Genomic DNA, 18,463 nt, shown 5'->3' on the forward strand with positions numbered 1-18,463 from the left:
TTTATAGTATAATATTTATAAGCCTGTTGGGTACAAATATTGATTTTTTTATTGTTTGGTTTTTTAAAAATTTTTCAATTTCTAGATTTGTTTTTACGATCTCTAAAATTTCTTTTTCAACCACATCTCTTTTTATCTTTAAAATAGCTCTTTTTTTACCATTAACTTGAACAACAAAGTTAATATCTTCTTCTATTAAATCTTTCTTTGAAATTTTTGGCCAATTTATTTGATTTTCATTAATGTTATTCAAGCATTCATTTGAAAAATGTGGAATAAATGGATTCATTAGAATTAAAATTTTTTTATAGTTTTCAATTAAAATCTCTCTTTTTATAGGTTTATCTATTTCTTTGATTAGAAAATTATACATTTCATAAAAGTTAGCAACAATTACATTATAATGAAACTTTTCTAGGTTTTGTGTTATTTTATTAATTAGTTGATTAGTAAATTTAGTTAAATCTTTACCCTCATCATCTTGGTCATTATTTTTTATTTTATCTAAAATTTTAGAATTTAATGTCCATAGTTTTTGAACAAATTTAAATGACGCTAACATTCCCTGATCAGACCATTGTACATCTTTTTCTGGAGGACTGTCTGATAAAATAAATAATCTAACAGAATCTGCCCCATAATTTTTTATAATATTTTCTGGATCAATAGTATTTTTTTTAGATTTTGACATAGACTCTGTTGGTCCAACAATTATTTTTTCAGAAGGATTATCTTTTTTATAAAATTCTTTACCATCTTCAGAAGACACTTCTTCTGGACTTAACCATGTATTGTTTTGGTCTTTGTAAGTTTCGTGACAAACCATACCTTGTGTAAATAGACCATCGAATGGTTCTTTTAATTTAAAAGTATCATTTTTATAGGAGAGAGCTTGCATAAAAAACCTTGAGTATAATAAGTGTAAAATGGCATGTTCAACCCCACCAATATACTGATCAACTGGCATCCAATAATCAACCTCCTCTTGTGTAAAGCCATGATTGGTATTGTGAGAAGAGCAAAAACGTAAAAAATACCAAGAAGAATCAACAAAAGTATCCAATGTATCGGTTTCTCTTCTATATTTTTTTCCACCTAAATTAAAATATTTCCATTCATTCTCAGAATCTAAGGGGTTGCCTGCACTACTTAATTTATCAATTTCTGGAAGTTTAACAGGCAGCATATTTTTTGGAATTTTAATTGGCTGATCATTTTCATCATAAGCCATTGGAATAGGGCAACCCCAATATCTTTGTCTTGATATTCCCCAATCCTTTAATCGATAATTAGTTTTTTTTGTCCCTAAATTATTCTTTTCAAGAAATTCTATTGTCTTAATAATAGATTCGCTTGGCACCTTTAAACCATCAAGAAAATTTGAATTATAAAGATATCCTTCACCCGTATAAGCTTCATTATTTATTTCAAAATCTTTATCTTTTTCAGGCTTAACAACGGGTGTAATTTTTAAATTATATTTTTTTGCAAAATCTAGATCTCTTTGATCATGTGCGGGACAACCAAAAACAGCACCTAACCCATAGTCCATCAATACAAAGTTTGCAAAATAAACTGGAACCTTCATATTTTTATCTAGTGGGTTAACTGCAATTAGATCTGTTTTAAAGCCCAATTTTTCAGCAGAGGCAATAGATTCTTCAGTAGTTCCTGTTTTAGAACATTCTTTTTTAAATTCTTGAAATTTCTTATCTTCTTCATAATATTTTGCTAAAGGGTGATCAACTGAGAGAGCAAGAAAGGAAAAGCCAAATAAAGTATCGGGTCTTGTTGTGTAGCACTTAATGCTTTCAATGGGTTTTTCACTTTCCACTTTAAATTCGACCTCACAACCAAAAGATTTTCCAATCCAATTTTTTTGCATAACTTTTACTTTATTGGGCCAATTATCTAAGCCATCTAATCCTTGTAAAAGTTCTTCAGAGAATTTTGAGATGTTAAAAAACCATTGATTTAACTTCTTCCTTTCAACAATAGCTCCTGACCGCCAACCCTTACCATCAACTACCTGTTCATTTGCAAGGACAGTTTGATCAACTGGATCCCAGTTAACATAATTCTCTTTTCTATAAACTAATCCTTTGTCATACAGGTCTAAAAAAAATTCTTGTTGATGTTTATAATACTCTGGTGAGCAAGTTGAGATTTCTTTATCCCAATCAATTGATAGCCCAAGTTTTTTAAGCTGAGATTTCATGGTTTTAATATTTGATTCAGTCCAAGTTTTAGGATCTAAATTATTTTGTCTTGCAGCATTTTCCGCAGGCATTCCAAATGAGTCCCATCCCATAGGATGAAGAACATTATAACCTTGCAAAGCTTTAAAACGAGCTAACACATCACCAATTGTATAATTCCTTACATGGCCCATATGAATTTTACCTGATGGGTAAGGAAACATCTCCAAACAATAAAATTTTTTTTTGTTTTTATCAACTTTAGTTGAAAATGACTTTTTTTCTTCCCAAAGTTTTTGCCACTTATCTTCTACTATTTTGAAATTATATCTATCCACAAAAATTTAATTTTTTATTTTAAACTTATAGTCTAATAATTTTGAGCACCCTTATATTCTTTGGAGGTTTCTGATTTTTTTTGAGCTTCGTAAAGTGCTGCTGTTTTTAAAATTTTAGTTTTTAATTCAGTATTAATATTTCCTTGTTTTTCAGAGGTCACACAATTAGATCCTGACATACATTTTTTATTGAAAACTTTAATATCTAAAGCATCGGATCTAATTTCATTTGTCAAAAATCTAATTGAAATTTTAATACTCTCATTTGAGTTTTGATCGGTTGAGTACCAATCTGTAATTATAATGCCTCCACTATAGTTAACTGATGCTAAAGGCATAAAATCTATAGTATCAAGTGATGCTCTCCATAGCTCATTAGAACTTGCAAATTCAAAAACACCCCCACCTTTGAAAGACTTACTCATACTATCTGATAGCCTAAACCCTCTTCCTTCTTCTAGGTTTTTTTTAACCCTAAGTTTTGGGTCATCAGGGTACTTTCGAGCATCGGCCCCAGGAAGTTTGCCATTACATGAAATTAAAATAATAGATGATAAAATTAGAACAAAGATAGTTTTTAGGTTTTTAAAAGAAATCATAATAATTAGTTGTTAATTTAATAGTTTTATACAATATATTCTGAAAATTACTAAAAGTATAAGTAAATAGCCACTTTTAAAGTGATGTAAAAATACAACACTTATAATAAATGTAAATAAAAAAAACTCATTTTTATAAAAAATAGGTCTTAATTTGATACATATTCGCTGTTTATTATTAATAATAACAATAACAACAAACAAAGGAAAAATATGAATAACTTTAAAAAAATAGGTATGACTGCTTTAGCAGCTTCACTTGTTTCTACATCAGTATTTGCTGGTGAATTAGCAGTGTCTGGTTCAGCGTCAATTAACTGGGAAAACTACAGTGGAACTGCAAAAAACTCTACTAAATCTTTCTCAATGGGAAACCAAATTACATTTTCTGGTTCAGGTGAATTAGACAATGGAATGAATGTTTCATTATCATTCGTGATTGATGAATTTGACAATGCTGAGACGGCTGCAAATGCTGCGGCGAATACAGCAGATTCAGGTTCAATTTTTGATGCTCACTCAGTAACAGTTAGCTCTGATGCTATGGGAACTCTTGTATTTCATGGTGAAGGTGGAGACTCTGCACAAGCGGCAGTAGGTGATACTGCAGCTGGAAACATCTGGGATAACTTTGATGGAAAAGGTGGAACTACAGTTAGAGAATCAAGAAGTGGTGATAACATCATTCATTATACTCTTCCTTCAATGGTTGATGGTGTAACTGCAGCAGTTTCATATACTCCAGCAACTGGTGAAGACGAGTCTGACTCTGCTTATGCTTTAACGTATACTGGTATTGAAGGTTTATCAGTAAGCTACGGAGCAGGTTCAAATGATGGTCAAGCAGCTGGTTCTGGTGGATCAACTACTAACACTGATACAACGTCTATAAAAGCATCATATGCTTACGGACCAGTAACAATTGCGTATTCTGATCACGAAAGTGACAGTAATACAGCTACTGCTGACCAAGACGCTACATCATTTAAATTGTCATACACTATATCTGATGCACTTTCAGTATCTTATGCAGAAGAAGAAATCGACAGTAATGGTACTTCGGAAACTTCGGATGCTGAGTACTCTAAGATTGTAGCATCGTATACTTCAGGTGGAATGACTATTAGTGCTAATTATCAAGAAGCAGATAATACAAGTTACACTACTGCAACAAGTGAAGATTACGAATACGCAGGTGTAAGTTTATCATTTGCATTCTAATTTAATTTAGATCACAAATTAATAAAAGGGCCCCTTTTTAGGGGCCTTTTTTTTGTTCAAAGAAAGAAATACCAGCAAAACCAATGCAGCTTGTATGGTTTAGCTTTTTTAGGTTATGATTTGAAATTCCACCAAGAGCTATAACTGGTTTTTTTGTTAAAAGAGAAAGCAATTTGAATCTATAAACACCCAAAAAGTTATTATTCTTTTTAAATATTGAAGACAGTAAAATTACATTTATGTTTTGAGATTCCTTAATCTTTATCTCATGAATATTATGAGCTGAACCCAAAATAATGAAATGTTTTTTAAAAGAATAAGAAAGATGTTTTTTATCTTTATTAAATGAAGGAATATAAGCACCATCCAATTTAAGTTTTATGGCTAATTTTATATTGTTAGATAATAAAAATTTATTACCCTTTTTTTTACAATAATTTTTTATCTTTATAATTAGTTTTTCATCTACTTTTTGATCATAATTTCTAAATATTATGATTGTTCGTTTATCTTGTTTATCTATGTGACTTTGATTAAATTTATTTATAAAGTAATATTTCTTTAAAATTTTATTATGCATAACACGATTAAGAACTTAATTTATATAGAAGAGCTTATTAAATCTAAAGTAAATCATGATGAATTGCCTAAAATTATTGCAGTATCAAAAACCTTTCCAATAGAAAATATTTTGCCATTAATTGATCATGGACATCTTCATTATGGGGAAAACAAGGTTCAGGAGGCCCTAGATAAATGGACTGATATAAAAAACCAAAATAAGAACATTAAACTTCATTTAATTGGAAGGCTTCAAAGTAATAAAGTTAAATTTGCATTAAAAATATTTGACTATATTCACTCAGTAGATAGTGAAAAATTAGCAACTAAAATTGCTGATGAGCAAACTAAACAAGGAAAAAATCCCAAGATATTTATTCAAGTTAATATTGGTAATGATGATCAAAAATCTGGAATAAATAAAGAAAGATTAGGTAACTTTTATAAATTCTGTAAAGATTTAAATTTAGATGTTATTGGCACAATGTGCATTCCACCAAATGATCAAAATACTAGAAAATATTTTTTTGAAATGAATAAAATAAATCAAGAATTAAATTTTAAGGAACTCAGCATGGGTATGTCAGGAGACTATTTAGAGGCGGTTAAAAATAATGCAACATACGTTAGAGTGGGCTCAAAAATATTTGGTAATAGAGCTTAACCAATTTTAATTTTAGTTTTTTTATCTATTAATTTTAATAATATTTCAAAATCCTTTTTTTTTAAGGCAACACATCCAGCGGTTGGTTTGTAATTAGTAGTTAGGTGAATAAATATAGCACTTCCCTTATTTGGAACTTTTTTTTCATTATGACTAATTGAAATTATATAATCGTACTTATGATCCTTTCTATGCAGGTTTTCCCTAAGATTTTTATTGTTTGTTTTAATTTCTTCATTATATTTTTTATGTTTTGGGTCATCACACCAACCCATATCTTGTTTAATGATCTTTTTATTAATTTTGCAACTTGGAATACCAACACGTTCTTTTCTAAAATATAATTTTCTTAAATTAAATAATCCTTTAGGCGTTGAATAATCACCCTCTTTTTTCTTAGAATTTAAGCCTTTTTTTCCAACACAGCATTTCAATTTAAAGTCATCAATTATAAGAGTGTTTTTATTTGGTACATGAATTATCATAAGTAATATTAAATATAATTATGCAAAATGTTTTTATTTTAAACTTTAATTCACTATATGAAATTTTAGACGAGATAAAAGAAAATTTATCTTTTACGATTATAAAAATTGAGAATAAAGAAGATTTTAAAAAGAAATTTGATCTAAATAGATTAGATTATTTAGTAATTTCAAAAACAGATCATAAACTATTATTCAATAATAATATAACTGATAAAAATTTTTTAGATTTTAATGATTTGCCCTTATCTTTTAAAAAATTAATAGAGTTAATAAATATTAAATTAATTAAATTAAAATTTACCCAACAGTCTAATATTACAATTAAAGACTATGAATTAAATCTAAATTCTAAATTTTTTTCTAAAGATAATTTAAAGTTGAGATTAACAGAAAAGGAAATTGAAATTATTTTGTATTTAAATGATAAAAAAATTAAACACAATGTTGAAGACCTACAAAAAAATATATGGGGTTATGCATCAAATATGGAAACCCATACGGTAGAAACACATATTTATAGATTACGAAAAAAAATAAGTGATTTATTTAAAGATGAAAAATTTATATTAAGCCATAAAAATGGCTATTTTATTGATTAAAATACGTTAATTTAGTCTAGCACCAACTTTTTGGATTATTTTTGAAGACATTTCGGTTCCTTTTTCGAGACATTCTTTTGTTGAGATATTATTAATCAACCCATGAAGAAAACCAGCTGCAAAGAGGTCTCCAGCACCCGTTAAGTCTACAACCTTTAAATCAGGTTTACTTTGGCACTCTAAAATTTCTTGATTTTTAATAGCAATACTTCCTTTTTCACCACGTGTAATAATTAAGAGTTTTCCTAGTTGTTTGCCAAATTCAATAACATCATCAAAGCTTTTAGCATCAATTAATGATTTAATTTCTTGTTCATTAGCAAAGGTAATATCAAGTTTATTTTTAACTAAATCTAAAAAGTTACCTTTATGTCTTTCCACACAAAATTGATCTGATAAGGACATTGCTTTAGTGTTAGAGATCAACATGGCTTTATCAAAAGCTGACTTTGGTTCACCCTCATCCCACAAATATCCCTCTAAAAATATCAATTCACTATCTTTAATTGCTTTTTCATTAATATCACTAGGGCTAATTTTTCCAGCAATACCTAAAAATGTAACCATAGTTCTTTCTGCATCTGGTGTGATTAAAATTAAACAAGTCCCAGTTGGTGAGATTTCCTTTTTTTTATTATAAAAATATTGAACTTTTTCTTTGGTTAGACCTTCTTCGTATTTTTGTCCCAAATCATCATCGTTAACTTTACCTATAAACCCAACATTATTTCCTAATTGTGATAACCCAACAATAGAATTTGCAACTGACCCACCAGAAATAGTTTCTTCTATCTTAAGAGTTGATAAAAGTTTTTGAAATTCAGTTTCATCAACTAATTTCATTGTGCTTTTTGTTAATTGATTATTTATTAAATATTGGTCATCAACTTTACAAATGACGTCAACAATTGCATTACCAATTCCTAGTATTTTCATATTAAGCTTTTTTTATTTTAACTGGATTTTTTCGATTAGGATAACAAGTCGTGCAAATTTTACAAGTCAAACCATAACATTCCCTTGCCTTACAAAATTCTCTTCCATAATAAATTATTTGTAAATGTAATTTGCTCCATGTTTTTTCTGGAAATATTTTTTTTAAATCTTTTTCAGTTTGAATAACATTTTTGCCATTCGTTAAACCCCATCTTTGAGCCAATCTATGAATGTGGGTATCAACTGCAAAAGCTGGAACCCCAAAACCTTGAGACATAACCACACTTGCAGTTTTATGGCCTACACCAGGCAGTTTTTCGAGCTCTTCAAAGCTTTTGGGTACTTTGCCCCCATGCTTTTCAAGAAGCTGTTTAGACATCAAATAAATACTTTTAGCCTTAACTCGAAAGAGACCAATACTTTTAATCAATTTTTCTATTCGTTTTTTGCCTAATTTTACAAAATGCTCAGGTCTATTATATTTTGGATATATATTTTTAGTTACATTATTAACATTTAGATCAGTACATTGTGCTGATAAAAGAACTGACATCAAGAGAGTAAATTTACTAGTATGATCTAGTGGGATAGGGGTTGTTGGATAAAGTTTATTTAAAATTTTTAGTATTTTTTTTGCTTTATCTTGTTCATCCATTATTTAAAGTTCAATAAATCTCTCATTGAATAAAGTCCTGGTTTTTTATTAATCAACCATTTTGCAGCAGTTAGAGCTCCATCTGAATAAAGTGCTCTATCAAAAGCTTCATGATTTAATTTTATTATTTCTTTGCCACTAGAAAATGTAACTTCATGTTCACCAATAATTTCACCTTTTCTAATTGAATTGAAATTAATTTTTTTTCCATAAGGAAAAGATTTTTTATTTAAAAATTTTTTACCCATTAAGTTATAAAGGTTTTTATTTTTTCCATCTGCAATTCCTTTTCCCAGCATTAAGGCTGTTCCTGATGGGTAATCTTTTTTGTGTTTGTGATGAACTTCAAATACCTTGCTTAAATATTCTTCATTTAGTGACTTTGAGGCAATTTCAGTTAAATACATTAATAAATTAACACCAAGGCTCATATTCCCAGCTTTTAAAATTGGAATGGTTTTTGAAAATTTTTTAATCAAGGCCTCTTCTTTTTGATTAAATCCCGTTGTTCCAATTACTACTCTTTTTTTTAATTTAGATGCAATTTTTAAAATATCTAAAGTACAGTTTGGGACTGTAAAATCTATTATTACATCAGTTTTTTTAAAAGTTTGTTCTGTGTTTACATCAAGCTTGATGCCAGCAATTTTTTTATTGATAGCTTTGTTTTCTGTTAGAGCAGTTAGTTCAAAGTTTTTATTATTTTTTGAGGATTTAATAAGCTGTTGACCCATTCTTCCCAAGCAGCCAGAAATAGCTAAATTAATTTTTTTCATCTAGGAAAATATTAACCTTTTTTAGTTAATTAGTCTTTAGTTTTTCCAAAAACTTTTTGCTTTTTGAAAGAATTGTTTGATACTTGGATTGGACTTTTCATTTTCAATTTCTCTAAATTTTTCAAGTAAAGCTTTTTGCTCTTTATTTAAAGAAATAGGAACTTCAGTATTTACTTGGACATAAAGGTCTCCATTTCCACTACCTCTCATATAAGGCATACCTTTACCTTTTAGCCTAAATTGTTTTCCATTTTGAGTTCCATCAGGTATTTTAATTTTAGCTTTTCCACCATCAATTGTTGGTATCTCTATTGTGGTTCCTAAAGCTGCATCAGCAATGGATATAGGAAATTCAAAAAATAAGTTTTCATCAGATCTTTTAAATAAATCATGTGAATGAACATTTACAAAAAGATAAAGATCACCATTTGCTCCACCTTTGGATCCTGCTTCACCTTTGCCAGCTAATCTAATCCTAGTTCCATCATCGACACCTTTAGGTATTGTAACTGATATTTTTTTGGAAGCTTGCTTGTTACCTTGACCATTACAATCTGTACATGGATTTGTTATTTCTTCACCAGAGCCTGCACATTGAGGACAAGTTTGTTGAACAGTAAAAAAACCTTGATTAGATCTTACTTTTCCATTTCCACCACAAACCGTACATCTGTCTGGAGAATGACCAGGTTTAGAACCATTACCACTGCAAGTATTACATTTTTCTGTAGTTGAGAATTTTATATCTTGTTTTTTACCCTCATATGCTTCTTCAAGGGTAATAGATAAATCATATCGAAGATCAGACCCTCTATTATTAGTTTTTCGTCTTCCTCTTGATTGTCCACCACCAAAATCTCCAAAAAAATCTTCAAATATATCTGAAAAATCAGCTCCACCAAAACCACCACCAAAGCCTCCTCCCTGTCTACCTCCACCACCCTCAAAAGCAGCGTGGCCAAAGTTGTCATAGTTTTGTTTTTTTTCTTTATCTGAAAGAATGCCGTAAGCTTCACCAGCTTCTTTAAATTTATCTTCTGAGGCTTTATCACCTGGGTTTTTGTCTGGGTGATATTTTACAGCTAATTTACGGTAAGCAGATTTTAATTCTTCAGGGCTTGCACTTTTGCTAACCCCTAAGACGTCATAAAAATCTCTTTTAGCCATAAGTTACTTTAAGATGATAGTTGCTGTAAGTCTTAGGCGCTTTTTTCTTTATCTTCTTCTTTGCCTTCTTTGCTTTCTTCTTTAACTTCTTCAAAGTCAGCATCAACTACATTATCGTCTTTTTTTCCTTCATCATTTTTATCACCTTCTTTTGGTGAACCTTCTTTTTTCTCTTGAGATTTATAAATTGCTTCACCTAACTTCATGGAGGCTTGAACTAAAGTTTCGGTTTTCTTCTTAATTACTTCGGTATCAGTTCCTTTAATAGCTTCTTTTAAATCAGTTGAGGCATCTTCAATTGCTTTTTTATCAACATCAGAAACTTTGGCACCATGCTCTTTTAGATTTTTTTCAGTAGAGTGTAAAAGAGTGTCTGCTTGATTTCTAACATCAACAGATTCTCTTTTCTTTTTGTCCTCTTCTTTATTTGCTTCAGCATCTTTTACCATTTTTTCAATCTCTTCATCACTTAAGCCACCTGAGGCCTGGATTTGAATTTTTTGTTCTTTTCCAGTTCCTTTATCTTTAGCAGAAACACTCACAATTCCATTTGCATCAATATCAAAAGTTACTTCTATTTGAGGCACTCCTCTTGGAGCAGGCGCAATTCCAACTAGTTCAAAGTTTCCTAACATTTTATTGTCAGATGCCATCTCTCTTTCACCTTGAAGCACTCTTATCGATACGGCAGGTTGATTGTCATCAGCTGTTGAAAATACTTGGCTTTTTTTTGTTGGTATTGTTGTATTTTTTTCAATTAATTTTGTTGAAACCCCACCTAATGTTTCAATTCCAAGCGATAAAGGTGTTACATCTAAAAGAAGGACATCTTTAACGTCTCCTTGAAGAACACCAGCTTGGATTGCAGCACCCATTGCTACAACTTCATCAGGGTTTACACTTTTATTAGGTTCTTTACCAAAAAAGTTTTTAACTTCAGCTAGAACTTTAGGCATTCTTGTCATTCCACCAACCATTACAATTTCATCAATTTCACTTGCAGTAAGCCCTGCATCTTTAAGAGCAGTTTTACATGGTGGTAATGTTCTTGAGATTAAATCTTCAACCAAAGCCTCTAATTTTGCTCTAGTCATTTTTAGATTAATATGTTTTGGACCAGTTTTATCAGCTGTTATAAAAGGTAAATTAACATCTGTTTGCTCTGTAGAAGATAATTCAATTTTTGCTTTTTCAGCAGCTTCTTTTAATCTTTGAAGAGCCAATTTATCTGATCTTAAATCAATTCCAGAATCTTTTTTAAATTCACCAATTAAATAATCAACGATTGTATTGTCAAAGTCTTCACCACCTAAAAATGTATCACCATTTGTAGATTTAACTTCAAATACACCATCACCTAACTCAAGGATAGAGACATCAAAAGTTCCACCACCTAAGTCATAAACAGCTATTTTTTTATTTTGTTTTTTATCTAAACCGTAAGCAAGAGAAGCGGCTGTTGGTTCGTTAATAATTCTTAAAACTTCAAGGCCAGCAATTTTACCAGCATCTTTTGTTGCCTGTCTTTGAGCATCATTAAAATATGCAGGAACCGTAATTACAGCTTTCGTTACTTCTTGGCCTAAATATTTTTCAGCTGTTTCTTTCATCTTTTGAAGAATAAAAGCTGAAATTTGAGAAGGTGAATATTTTTCCCCTTTAGCTTCAATCCAAGCATCTCCTTTTTCTGAATTCACAATTTTAAAAGGTGCAGCTGCAATATCTTTTTTTACAGTAGGGTCTTCAAAACTTCTTCCAATTAATCTTTTTACGGCAAAAATAGTATTTTCAGGGTTGGTTACAGCTTGTCTTTTTGCAGGTTGACCCACAAGTTTTTCCCCATCCTCAGTAAAAGCTACAACTGAAGGAGTTGTTCTTGCACCCTCAGCATTTTCTAAAACTTTTGGCTGACTACCTTCCATGATAGACACGCATGAATTTGTTGTTCCTAAATCTATTCCTATAATTTTGCTCATAATTTAATTCCTTCCCTTCATATAAGTGTTAATTTTTAATCTACAAGTTCTTACAATTATAATTAATTGTCTGAATTTTCTTTATTTTCCTCGCTTTTTTGTTCATCTGGAGTTTTAGTTTTTTTTGAAACTCCGACTAATGCTGGTCTTAAAAGTCTATCTTTCATCATAAAACCTTTTTGAATTTCTTGAACTATTGTTCCAGGTTCTTTTTGATCGTCATCAATTTCCATCATAGCTTGGTGTTGATTGGGATCCAATTTTTTACCAATAGAAACAACAGGTGTAATTCCATTTTTTGAAAAAATCGACACCATATCTTTACTAATAATTTCAAAATGCTCTAAAGTTTTTTTTAAAGCTTCAGTATCTTTTAATACTTCATCACTTTCTAAAATTTGTTTTGACCTTTCAAGATTATCAATTAAATTTAAAGCTTCTTTTGCAAAAGAAAATCCACCATAATCAAAAGCATCATCTTTTTCCTTTTCAAATCTTCTTCTTTGATTTTCCATTTCAGCAAAAGTTCTAGTAAGTTTATCTTCTAACTCCTTAATTTTTTCTTCAGGTGTAACCTCTTTTGCCTCTTTAGTTTTATCGGCTGAAATTTCTTGTTCTACTTGGTTTTGCTCCTCAGCATCACTCTCTTTAATTTCTTCATTTTGGTTTTCAGAATTAATGTTTTGATCTTTTTCCATGACAACTTATATGGTATGAAATTTGATAATTGCTAGATGTTAAAGAATAAAATTATAAAATTGTTGGTAGGCACTAATAATAAAGGAAAATTAAGAGAAATTAAGGATTTATTGCCTAAAAATGTTGAAATATATTCTCCACAGGACTTTAAAATAAAAAGCCCTCCTGAAAATGGCAAAACATTTAAGGAAAACTCCTTAATCAAAGCTAAATTTTTTTCTAAAAAATCAAAAATGATATGTCTGTCTGATGACTCAGGTTTAGAAATAGATGTTTTAGATGGAGACCCTGGAATTTATTCAGCTAGATGGGGGGGTAAAAAAGGCGACTTTAAAAAAGCAATGTATAGAGTTTTTAAGGAGTTAGATAAAAAAGCCAAAAACTGGCGAGAGAAAAAAATTAAGGCCAGGTTTATTTGTGCCTTAACTATTTATAATAAAAATAAAGAAATAATAAATTCTATTGGAAAGGTTGAGGGTTTTATTTCACCAGTTATAAAAGGTAAAAATGGTTTTGGTTATGATCCTATTTTCATACCACTTGGAAAAAAAATTACATTTGGTGAAATGAGAGCATCACAGAAATATAAAATAGATCATAGATTTAAAGCTTTTAAAAAAATTAAAAGATTTTTTTAAATTCTCCATCTTCAGCTTTATAAAAATTTAAAATATGATTAATTTTATTGTTTTTAATTTCAAAAACTCCAACCTTTCCTTTAAACAAAGTTTTTTTAGTAAACATTTTTTTATCAATAACAGATTCGTTTTGAAGAATTAAATAATACACAAGCCCAACCAAGTCATAACTTAAAAATGATAATTGATTAGGGTGCTGATTATATTTTTCAAAATATTCATTAGAAAATTTATCATAATTATCTTTATTTGCAGAGGGAAAATACAAGGGTTGTGAGCTTGTCTCTTTTAAAAGAGACTCATCAAACCATTGATTAAGGGTAATAAAATATTTTTCTTTAGGAGTTATATCCGTATAAAGCAGGGAAGTTGTTACGCTTTTTAAACTTTCATCAAAATCAGAAATTACCACTGAGTCAAATTTTACACTACCAAGAGTATCTCTCTTTTTTAACCTTTCAATTAAGAGCTCTTTATTGCTTTGTTCCGATTTCTCTAGTCTATTTATTTCATCTTCAAGGTTTTGTTTTCTAATTTCATAACGTGTAATTTTTTCAATTTGTTTGGTAAGTTTAGTCGGGTCAGTATTATAAATATAATTTTCTAATATTTTTATTTTAGAATTAGAAATAGCTTTTTCAATTTCATTTTTAAAACTTACATCTGGAGTAAGAAAAATAGTTTTTTTTATTTCGTTTAATTCTATAAACTTCTTAATTGCATTTAGTTGTGAAGTTGCATTAATTCCAGCGTTAATAATGTTTTTGGAAAAATTATCATTTTTATTCGTTAGAGCCAAGAATGTTAATTCACTTAACTCATCCAGGTAAATTAGACTTTCGTTAAAAACTGGACCAACAACAATTTTTATTCCTGAATTAGCCAACTCTTTGGCTACCACTAAAGTTACCTCAGGGTTTGATTGTGTATCTTTTGGTATAATCTCAATTGATGCATTGTTTATTGTATTGATTGCAAGACGTGTAGATTTAATTATAGATTGTCCTATTTCAGAGTTCTTTCCAGTTAAAGGGACAAGAAGACCAATCCTAATTTTCTCATTTGCCAAGAGTGCTACTGGAGTAATTAAGAAACCAAAAGCTAAAAAAAGTATAATTTTAATAATTTTGTTCATTTTAATGTTATTATTATAACTATTATAATTTGATGATTCTACATACTGAAAATATAAATAATAAAGTTAAAAGTGGTCTTTATATTGTATCTACTCCTATTGGGAATTTAAGCGACATCACTTTAAGAGCCCTAGAAGTATTAAAAAAATCGGATTATGTACTGTGTGAGGACACACGTATTTCAAAAAATTTATTAGAACGGTATGAAATTAAATCAAAACTTATTGCAAATCATAAATTTAATGAAAAAAAAAATTTATCGAAAGTAATTGATATTTTAAAATCAGGATCGGTCGTTTCTTTGATTTCTGACGCTGGAACTCCATCTATCTCAGATCCAGGAGCTATATTAGTCAATGAATGTGCTATTAACGAAATAGATATCTTTCCAATTCCGGGTGCGTCAGCTGTTTCTTCTGCAGTTTCCATAAGTGGATTTAATGAAAAATATTTTTTTTATGGTTTTTTTCCAGATAAAAATAGCAAATTAAATGAAGATTTCGAAAGGCTTGCAAATTTAGAGTGCTGTATTGTTTTTTTTATTTCTCCACGAAAATTTAATAGATCGATAAAAGATTTAAAACGTTACTTTGCAAATAGAAAAATTTTGGTTTGCAGAGAAATGACCAAATTTTATGAGGAATATATAAGAACAGATGTGGAGACACTTGAACCATTTAAATCTGATCCCAAAGGAGAGTTAACAATTGTTATTTCTGAAAAGGTAAAAGAAAAAAATTCATCGATAATATTAAAAGAATCTGATAAAATAATTATTCAAAAATTAATTAAAAAACTAAGCATAAAAGATATTACAGACTTAATTAGCCAAAATACTAATGTATCCAAAAAAGAAATTTACAATTATTGTCTAAAAATAAAAAATGAAAAATAAAATATTTTTAATAAGTTTAATTTTTTTAATCTTAACAGGATGTGTTGGGATTAGCTCAAAAGGAGTTTTTGGAACAGGTGTTAGTGTTGCGTTTGATCCAAGATCTTTAGGGACCCAAATAGACGATTCTGTAATGCAAAAAAATTTAGCTGCAAGATTAGCCTTAAGAGACAAGAGCTATATCTTAGCTGTTAGCACAAAAGTTTTAGATGGAAAAATTTTTGTAACAGGAAAAGTAGATGATCCTGAAGAAAAACTTCAAATTACTAAACTTGCATGGGAAACAAAAGGTGCTAGATCAGTTAAAAATGATATTAAAATAAAAGAAGATTTTAATTTTCAACAATCTGCTAAAGATTTATTAATTACATCTCAACTTCGTACAGCTTTAATATTTAACAAAAAAATTAAAGCAACCAATTATCAAATTGATACTTATAAGAAAAAAATATTTATTTATGGGATTTCTTTAACCACAGAAGAAAGAAAAGAAGTAATAAATGAAGCAAAAGAAATACTAGATGTAGAAGATGTTATTGCAAGTATTGTCTTGGTTGAAGACTTAAGAATTCAAAAAAATTAACTTTTTTTATAATCAATTACATCAGCAGAGTAGGCAGCAACTGATGCTAAATTTATGATTTCTGAAGTAGATGATCTTAAAGGGGCTATTTCAATGGGTTGACCCAATCCAATTAAAAGAGGACCAATAACTTTTGTGTCACCTAAGCTTTTCATCATTTTATAAGAGATAGCAGCACTGTGTTGGCCCGGCATTATTAATATATTTGCATTTCCTACAATACTTGAGAAAGGATATAATTCTTTGTATTCTTCATTTAAGGCAACATCTGGCTGCATGTCCCCATCAAAATCAAAATCTACATTTTTATCTTTTAAAATTTCAACAGCTTTTTTTATATGTTTAGTTCTACTTGTTAGAGGTTGACCAAAAGTAGAGTGAGAAACAAAAGCAACTTTTGGAACAAAGCCAAACATTTTAACTACTCTAGCTGATGAAATTGCAATTTCTGCAAGCTCCTCTGAACTTGGATATTCATTTACACTCGTGTCTCCAACAAAAATAGTTTTTCCTTTAGCAACAACCATATTTAATCCAAACATGATTTCACCTGGTCTAGCATCTACAACTTGTGTAACTTTATCAAAAGAAGCTCCAAATCTTCTAGTATTTCCAGTGACAGCACCATCTGCATCACCACAAGCAACCATACAAGATGCCCATACAACCCTATCATTTCTAACTAATCTATCACAATCTCTTTCCAAAAGACCTTTCTCTCTTTGCAATTTTTCAAATAAAAAGTTTACGTACTTCTCTCTTTTTGGTGTGTCTTCAGAATTAACTATTTCGATATCAAAATTTTCATTGTAGCCAATTTCTTTTATTCTTTCTTTAATTTTATTTTTTTTACCAATTAAAATTGGTGTACCTAATTTAGAATTTTTAAATGCAATTGCCGCCTTAAGAGTGTTTTCGTCTTCTCCATCTGCAAAAACAATTCTCTTTTGATTTTTTTTGATATGAGAGTTAATACCTTGCATAATAGTTACTGAGGGATCTAGCCTTTGTTTGAGTTGGTCTCTATAAGCCTCAAAATCTTTTATAGGTTTTTTTGCAACACCACTATCCATAGCAGCTTTTGCAACAGCTGCAGGAATTACACTAATCAGTCTTGGATCAAACGTGGATGGAATTATATAATCTTTTCCATATTTAGGACGATCTCCTCCCATTGCGGCAACAACTTCATCTGGAACATCTTCTCTTGCTAATTTTGCAATTGCGTTTGCAGCTGCAACCTTCATTTCTTCATTAATAGTTGTAGCTCTTACGTCTAATGCTCCTCTAAAAATATAAGGAAAACCAATTAAATTGTTTACTTGATTGGGATAATCAGATCTTCCAGTTGCAATAATGGCATCATCTCTAACTTCCATTATTTCTTCAGGTGTTATTTCAGGATCAGGATTTGCGCAGGCAAAAATTATTGGGTTCTTAGCCATAGTTTTTACTAACTCTTTTTTCAAAGCTCCTTTGGCAGATAATCCTAAAAATACGTCAGCTCCATTTATAGCTTCTTCTAAAGTTCTTTTTTTAGTTTCTACTGCATGGGCAGATTTCCACTGGTCCATTCCCTCAGTTCTACCTCTATAGACCACTCCTTTACGATCAAGCATGATTACATTTTCACTAAGTACACCACTATTTTTAAACAAATTTGTACAAGCAATTGCTGATGCACCTGCTCCATTTACAACAACTTTAATGTCTTTTATTGATTTGCCACTAATATCTAGGGCGTTAATTAATGCAGCTGTAGTTATAATTGCCGTTCCATGTTGATCGTCATGAAAAACTGGAATATCTAAAATTTCTTTTAATTTTTCTTCAATTATAAAACAATCAGGAGCTGCGATATCTTCTAAGTTAATACCACCAAAACTGCATGCAAAGTTTTTAATACTATTAATAATTTCATCGGAGTCTTGAGAGTCAATTTCTAAGTCAATAGAATCGATATCAGCAAATCTTTTAAATAAAACTGCCTTTCCCTCCATGACAGGTTTAGATGCAAGTGCTCCTAAATTACCCATTCCTAAAATAGCTGATCCATTACTTATCACTGCAACTAAATTTCCTTTAGATGTATAATCGTATGCTGTCTCTGGATCGTCAGCGATTGCTTGAACTGGAACTGCAACACCAGGAGAATAAGCTAATGCCAAATCCCTCTTAGTTGTCATTGGTTTTGAAGAATTTATTTCTATTTTTCCTGGCTTATTTAAGCTGTGGAATTCTAGAGCCTCTTTATCAGTATAATGATCTATTTTAGTTTTTTTCATTTATGTTAATTAGATATACAAATGGAGCAAATTTAAGACTAATATGATT

At 29.8% G+C, this 18,463-nt stretch carries 18 protein-coding genes; 6 read left to right on the forward strand and 12 right to left on the reverse strand.

Translation table 11 applies throughout. The features are described 5' to 3' along the window. Nucleotide 1: 1 nt before the first annotated feature. Nucleotides 2-2,536: a leucine--tRNA ligase gene (gene leuS, locus AC5SML_RS06920; protein ID WP_494617157.1), complete on the reverse strand. Its 2,535-nt coding sequence runs from the start codon at nt 2,534-2,536 to the stop codon at nt 2-4. 32 nt (nt 2,537-2,568) lie between these two features. Next, nucleotides 2,569-3,135 (reverse strand): DUF3576 domain-containing protein, encoded by a 567-nt coding sequence (locus AC5SML_RS06925; protein ID WP_494617158.1) that lies wholly within the window; start codon nt 3,133-3,135, stop codon nt 2,569-2,571. A 213-nt stretch (nt 3,136-3,348) separates the two neighbouring features. Between AC5SML_RS06925 and AC5SML_RS06930 the strand changes: the two genes are divergently transcribed. Further along, nucleotides 3,349-4,356, forward strand: a complete 1,008-nt coding sequence (locus AC5SML_RS06930) for a porin (RefSeq protein WP_494617160.1) — start codon at nt 3,349-3,351, stop codon at nt 4,354-4,356. Nucleotides 4,357-4,393: 37 nt separating this feature from the next. On the opposite strand, the gene AC5SML_RS06935 is transcribed toward AC5SML_RS06930, so the two are convergent. Beyond that, nucleotides 4,394-4,936 (reverse strand): thiamine phosphate synthase, encoded by a 543-nt coding sequence (locus tag AC5SML_RS06935; protein ID WP_494617162.1) that lies wholly within the window; start codon nt 4,934-4,936, stop codon nt 4,394-4,396. Here AC5SML_RS06935 and AC5SML_RS06940 point away from each other — a divergent pair. After that, on the forward strand, nt 4,931-5,581 hold the full coding sequence (locus AC5SML_RS06940; protein ID WP_494617164.1) for a YggS family pyridoxal phosphate-dependent enzyme: 651 nt from the start codon (nt 4,931-4,933) through the stop codon (nt 5,579-5,581). The genes AC5SML_RS06935 and AC5SML_RS06940 overlap by 6 nt on opposite strands. Here AC5SML_RS06940 and AC5SML_RS06945 read toward each other — a convergent pair. Then, entirely contained in the window at nt 5,578-6,066 is a 489-nt protein-coding gene (locus AC5SML_RS06945; protein ID WP_494617166.1) for a L,D-transpeptidase family protein, read from the reverse strand. The genes AC5SML_RS06940 and AC5SML_RS06945 overlap by 4 nt on opposite strands. A 20-nt stretch (nt 6,067-6,086) precedes the next feature. Here AC5SML_RS06945 and AC5SML_RS06950 point away from each other — a divergent pair, with 20 nt between their 5' ends. Further along, nucleotides 6,087-6,668 (forward strand): helix-turn-helix domain-containing protein, encoded by a 582-nt coding sequence (locus AC5SML_RS06950; RefSeq protein WP_494617168.1) that lies wholly within the window; start codon nt 6,087-6,089, stop codon nt 6,666-6,668. Between the two features lie 6 nt (nt 6,669-6,674). Here AC5SML_RS06950 and AC5SML_RS06955 read toward each other — a convergent pair whose 3' ends face one another. The 6 genes from AC5SML_RS06955 to AC5SML_RS06980 form a co-directional block, all read right to left on the reverse strand. Further along, on the reverse strand, nt 6,675-7,604 hold the full coding sequence (locus AC5SML_RS06955) for an adenosine kinase (RefSeq protein ID WP_494617170.1): 930 nt from the start codon (nt 7,602-7,604) through the stop codon (nt 6,675-6,677). 1 nt (nt 7,605) lies between these two features. After that, on the reverse strand, nt 7,606-8,259 hold the full coding sequence (gene nth, locus AC5SML_RS06960; protein ID WP_494617171.1) for an endonuclease III: 654 nt from the start codon (nt 8,257-8,259) through the stop codon (nt 7,606-7,608). Continuing rightward, nucleotides 8,259-9,035, reverse strand: coding sequence for a 4-hydroxy-tetrahydrodipicolinate reductase (dapB, locus tag AC5SML_RS06965; protein ID WP_494575088.1), 777 nt, complete (start codon nt 9,033-9,035; stop codon nt 8,259-8,261). Before dapB ends, nth begins: the two co-directional genes overlap by 1 nt. Nucleotides 9,036-9,071: 36 nt before the next feature. Next, nucleotides 9,072-10,202, reverse strand: a complete 1,131-nt coding sequence (gene dnaJ, locus AC5SML_RS06970; protein WP_006997540.1) for a molecular chaperone DnaJ — start codon at nt 10,200-10,202, stop codon at nt 9,072-9,074. A 32-nt stretch (nt 10,203-10,234) separates the two neighbouring features. After that, nucleotides 10,235-12,178, reverse strand: a complete 1,944-nt coding sequence (gene dnaK, locus AC5SML_RS06975; protein WP_494617172.1) for a molecular chaperone DnaK — start codon at nt 12,176-12,178, stop codon at nt 10,235-10,237. A gap of 62 nt (nt 12,179-12,240) precedes the next feature. Further along, nucleotides 12,241-12,876: a nucleotide exchange factor GrpE gene (locus AC5SML_RS06980; RefSeq protein ID WP_494617174.1), complete on the reverse strand. Its 636-nt coding sequence runs from the start codon at nt 12,874-12,876 to the stop codon at nt 12,241-12,243. Between the two features lie 36 nt (nt 12,877-12,912). Here AC5SML_RS06980 and rdgB point away from each other — a divergent pair, with 36 nt between their 5' ends. Then, nucleotides 12,913-13,515 carry an RdgB/HAM1 family non-canonical purine NTP pyrophosphatase gene (gene rdgB, locus AC5SML_RS06985; RefSeq protein WP_494617175.1) on the forward strand — a complete coding sequence of 201 codons (603 nt, stop codon included), beginning with the start codon at nt 12,913-12,915 and terminating at the stop codon, nt 13,513-13,515. On the opposite strand, the gene AC5SML_RS06990 is transcribed toward rdgB, so the two are convergent. Beyond that, nucleotides 13,499-14,650 (reverse strand): ABC transporter substrate-binding protein, encoded by a 1,152-nt coding sequence (locus tag AC5SML_RS06990; protein WP_494617176.1) that lies wholly within the window; start codon nt 14,648-14,650, stop codon nt 13,499-13,501. The two genes, rdgB and AC5SML_RS06990, sit on opposite strands and share 17 nt — an antisense overlap. Before the next feature lie 32 nt (nt 14,651-14,682). On the opposite strand from AC5SML_RS06990, the gene rsmI reads away from it, so the two are divergent. Then, on the forward strand, nt 14,683-15,546 hold the full coding sequence (gene rsmI, locus AC5SML_RS06995; RefSeq protein WP_494617178.1) for a 16S rRNA (cytidine(1402)-2'-O)-methyltransferase: 864 nt from the start codon (nt 14,683-14,685) through the stop codon (nt 15,544-15,546). Beyond that, entirely contained in the window at nt 15,536-16,129 is a 594-nt protein-coding gene (locus tag AC5SML_RS07000; protein ID WP_494587320.1) for a BON domain-containing protein, read from the forward strand. Before rsmI ends, AC5SML_RS07000 begins: the two co-directional genes overlap by 11 nt. Here the strand turns inward: AC5SML_RS07000 and AC5SML_RS07005 are convergent. Continuing rightward, complete coding sequence (locus tag AC5SML_RS07005) at nt 16,126-18,414, reverse strand: NADP-dependent malic enzyme (RefSeq protein ID WP_494617179.1); 2,289 nt, start codon at nt 18,412-18,414, stop codon at nt 16,126-16,128. The genes AC5SML_RS07000 and AC5SML_RS07005 overlap by 4 nt on opposite strands. Nucleotides 18,415-18,463 lie beyond the last annotated feature (49 nt).

The organism is Candidatus Pelagibacter sp. PS_17 (assembly GCF_059417945.1).